This is a genomic window from Nguyenibacter vanlangensis, from assembly GCF_013376155.1.
GTDB classification, from domain to species: Bacteria; Pseudomonadota; Alphaproteobacteria; order Acetobacterales; family Acetobacteraceae; genus Gluconacetobacter; species Gluconacetobacter vanlangensis.
Genome location: NZ_JABXXP010000241.1, coordinates 1 through 4,158, shown reverse-complemented (window position 1 = coordinate 4,158; position 4,158 = coordinate 1). Strand labels below are relative to the sequence as shown.

At 67.6% G+C, this 4,158-nt stretch carries 3 protein-coding genes and 1 tRNA gene; 1 reads left to right on the top strand and 3 read right to left on the bottom strand.

The annotated features are described in order from the left end of the window. Positions 1 to 164: 164 nt before the first annotated feature. Together HUK84_RS11535 and HUK84_RS11530 are read right to left on the bottom strand one after the other, a co-directional pair. Entirely contained in the window at positions 165 to 1,850 is a 1,686-nt protein-coding gene (locus tag HUK84_RS11535) for a PqiB family protein (RefSeq protein ID WP_176640426.1), read from the bottom strand. Continuing rightward, positions 1,847 to 3,259 (bottom strand): paraquat-inducible protein A, encoded by a 1,413-nt coding sequence (locus HUK84_RS11530; protein WP_246285630.1) that lies wholly within the window; start codon positions 3,257 to 3,259, stop codon positions 1,847 to 1,849. Before HUK84_RS11530 ends, HUK84_RS11535 begins: the two co-directional genes overlap by 4 nt. Positions 3,260 to 3,422: 163 nt before the next feature. On the opposite strand from HUK84_RS11530, the gene HUK84_RS11525 reads away from it, so the two are divergent. Then, positions 3,423 to 3,497 (top strand) — tRNA-Thr (locus HUK84_RS11525). Between the two features lie 13 nt (positions 3,498 to 3,510). On the opposite strand, the gene HUK84_RS11520 is transcribed toward HUK84_RS11525, so the two are convergent. After that, positions 3,511 to 4,158, bottom strand: a 648-nt coding sequence (locus tag HUK84_RS11520) for a sensor histidine kinase (RefSeq protein WP_176640424.1), incomplete at its 5' end; no start/stop codon positions are given.

The following is a 4,158-nucleotide window of genomic DNA, read 5'->3' as shown; positions in this document are numbered from 1 at the left end:
CAGGGCGCCAGGGCGTAGAAAGCGGGATCGGACGAACAGGCCGCCAGCGGCGCCGCGCCGGCCAACAGGCCGAGTCCGGCCCGCAGAACCCCCCGGCGCGACGCCGAACGGCCGGAGAAGGGGCCGGATAAAGACCCGGGCGACATGCCAGGCAACGTCATCGACTAGCGTCCCGTAATCAGCGCCGAAGGATGGCGATTGAGGAAATCGGTCAGAAACCGCACCGAGCGCGCGGTCTCGTCCAGTTGCACCAGCATCTGCTGCAGATCGCGATGGAAATCGGTGTCGCCGCCATAGCTGGCCAGCAGCAGGTTCGCGTTCTTCAGCGCGCCATCCAATTGCGCGCTCATCTGCGGCAGGCGCTGCAGCAGCGGATGCATGCCGCTGCGCGCATCGCTGGTCAGACCCTGCACGCTGCGCAGCGAATCGCGCAGGGCGACGATCGCCTGGCGGAGTTCGGGGCTGTTGATCCGTGCGTCCGAATGGGCCAGCAGGCTGTTCAGATTGTCGCCCACCTGCGTCAGCGGCAACGCCGCGATCTTGTCCGCGACGGTCGAGAGCGAATCCATGACGCCGCTCATCCCCCCCGCCTTGCTGGGGATGACCAGGGCCGTGCCCTCGACCGCGACGGTGGCCGGCGGCGCGTTCCTGACGAAATTCAGGTCGATCATCGCCTCGCCGGTCAGGAAGCTGGCGGTATCGACCGAAGCCCGCAGCCCGTTATCGACCAGCGCCCGCACCAGTTCAGGCCCGGCGCCACGGTGGATCTCGCCGGCCGCCAGAATGCGTTCCGGCTGGATTTCCATGCCGACGCGCACCCGGGCGGTGCCGGCCTTCTGGTCCAGGTCCAGCTTCACGCCGGTCACGGTTCCGACCTGGATGCCGAACATCGTCACCTGCGCGCCGACCGCCAGGCCCGACACCGAATTGGTCAGATAGGTCGCCAGCGACAGCCGCTCGCGATAGCCGGCATTGTCGGCCTCTTCCTGGCTGCCGTACAGGCGGAAGACGGAATCGCGCGGCGCCCCGGGGGCCGATTGCCCGATACGCTGCGGCGACAGGCCGAAGGCGACCCCGCCCGAGAACAGCGCCTGGATCGATTGCAGCTTGACCTTCAGCCCTCCGGCCCCGAACCCGACCTGCACGCCCGAGACGTTCCAGAAACGCGTATCGGTCCGCAGATAGCTGTCATAGGGCGAACGGATGAAGAGCTGGATCAGGATCGGCCCGACCCCGCCCGGCGGCATGGTATAGCCCAGCACTTCCCCCACATCGACGTCGCGGAAGAAGACCGGCGCGCCCGGACCGATCGACCCCAGCGACCCGGTGATCAGCGTATAGGTGCTGCCCGGCTCGTCCGACCGCAGGCCGGGCGGGGATTCCAGGCCGGTGAAGTCCGTGGTGCTGGTCCCGCCGGGCTCGCCAGGGTCCATCGCGATATAGGCCCCCGACAGCAGCGTCTCCAGCCCGGTGACGCTGGCGCCGTTCAGGCGCGGCCGCACCACCCAGAACCGCGCATGGTCGGTCAGCATCGGCGCGGCATTGGCGCTCATGCGCACGCGGACCTCGACATGGCGCATGTCGGGGGTCAGGCGCACATTCTGCACCGTGCCCAGTGTCACGGACTTGTTCTTGACCTGGGTCTGGCCGGCGGTCAGCCCGTCGCCGGTATCGAAGGTAAGGGTGATTTCCGGCCCGCGCCCCTCGAACCCCTTCCAGCCCAGATAGAGGGCGATGGCCAGCGCCACCACCGGAACCAGCCAGACGATCGAAAAACGGTATTTGCGGGCCGAAGCCCGGGGCGGGACAGGGCGCCGGCCTCCGGGAAAATCTTGGGGGTCGTCCGTCACGCCTGCTTCGGCTCCATCGTTCCGCTCTCTGTCGCTCCGTCCTCCGCCATGGCCTTGCCGGGACGCGCCTGCACGACGGCGGACGGCACGCCGTCGGGCGACGGGCCGTTCAGGCCGGCCGCGTCCCACATCACCCGCGGGTCGAAGCTGGATGCCGCGAACAGGGTCAGGACGACCACCGCGGCGAAAGACACCATGCCGGCATTCGCCGTGACGTTGGCCAATGAATTGAACCGCACCACCGCCACCAGGATCGAGACCATGAACACGTCGATCATCGACCAGCGGCCGATAATGTCAACCAGGTGGAACAGGCGCGTCCGCTGCACCAGGGCGAAGGACGAGCCGCGCCAGGTGCAGACCACCATCCAGCTCAGACTGACGATCTTGAGCATCGGCACCGCGATGCTGGCGAAGAACACCAGCAGCGACAGCGGCACCATGCCGTCCTGCCACAGTTCGATCGCCCCCTCGATGATCGTATGGCTGCCGCCCCCGCCGATCTTGAAGAAGGTCATGACGGGATAGAGGTTGGCCGGGACATAGAAGACGATCGCCGCGATCAGGAACGCGGTGGTGCGCGCCAGCGTCTCGGGCGCCCGCCGCCAGACCCGATGGTCGCAACGCGGACAGACCCCGACGCAGCGCAGGTTGCTGACCGGTTCGTTCAGCTCGCCCACCAGGCCGCAGGATTGGCAGGCCACCAGATGGCTGGGCGGCGGCATGGCGATCGTGTCGATATGGGCGAAGCGCACATGCACCCGGCGCCCATCCTCCATCCGGGTCACGGAATCGACGCGGCGATGGCGCCAGATCAGCTCGGTATCCAGGGTGGAATCGGTGGCCGCCATGGTCAGCATCAGCGCCGAGATCAGATAGACGGCAGGCCCCACATCGACATGGGCCAGGTCGGTCAGCTTGGTATAGGCCACGAAGATCCCCAGGACATAGACCTCGATCATCGACCAGGGACGCAGCTTCTCGTACCATACCAGCAGATGGGGGGCCCAGTCGGGCAGGGCGCGGCGGCTGGCCGCATACAGGATGGCGAACATCATGCCGATGACGACGGCCGGGGCGATCACCGTCACCAGCCCGACCAGGATCCCGGCCTCGCCCCATCCCTCATGCAGCAATTCCATCGGGCCGGTCACCAGGTCGACCGTGCGCTCGCGCCCATAGACGTCCAGCGTCATCAGCGAGGACGCCAGCGCCGCCAGGTACAGCGCGCAGGAACTGATGCAGAAGGCCAGGGGCGTCTGCAGCGGCGAGGTCCGCCGCCGCCATTCCAGCGTCTGACCGCAGCGGGCACACGCGGCCAGTTGGCCCGGCTGCAGCGCGGGCATGCGCTGGAACATCCCGCAGCCCCGGCACTCGACCAGCCCGCCGATCGTCCAGACATGCCGCATGGCCGCCGGCCGCTGCGGCCAGCCGGCCGCACGGCGAAAACGGGAAGCCCGGGCAGAGATCGTCTCGCTCATCACATGCCGCACTATAATTCAATTTCGTGACGGAGATAGTCATTCAACATATTGCGGGCATGCCAGAGGTCGGATATAGCGCACGCGTCGTGCCGACATAGCTCAGGGGTAGAGCAACTGATTCGTAATCAGTAGGTCCTCGGTTCAATTCCGAGTGTCGGCACCATTTTCCCATAAAATCAGATATTTGGATCGGATTCCTCGTCCGCTCTTCGCCGTGTCGCCTCGGCCGCCGGGCTGCGCGGCGAGTCGCCGGCCGCAGCGTCATCGGGCAGGATGATCGTGCAGCGCAGGCCGGGACGATTGTCCGACAGGCTGATCGTCCCGCCATGCAGCCGCACGATCGCCCGCACCAGGCTCAGCCCCAGCCCGCTGCCGGGCACCGAGCGGCTGGCATCCAGCCGGACGAACCGCTGAAAGACGCGCTCGCGGGCGTCGGGCGGAATGCCCGGCCCGTCATCGGCCACCACCAGCAGGATCCTGCCGTCCGCCAGCCGTCCGTCGAGGGAAATCCGGCTGCCGGCGGGCGTGTGGTTGATGGCGTTTTCCACCAGGTTGGACAGCATCTGCATCAGCAGGACCGGGTCGCCGGCGACGGTGCCGGGCACCGGCCCGGGCACGATCAGGACCTGCCCCCGGTCCTCGGCCACCGGGCCATAGAGGTCCGTGATCCGGCGGGTCAGGTCGTCCAGGCTGACCCGGGCGCAGGTGCCGGTCGAAATCTCCGCCTCGATCTGCGACAGGCGCAGCAGCGAGGAAAAGGTCTCCAGCGCCGCGTCCAGGTCGCCCAGCGCGTCCTCGATCGTGTCGCGGGCCGCATCGGGCAG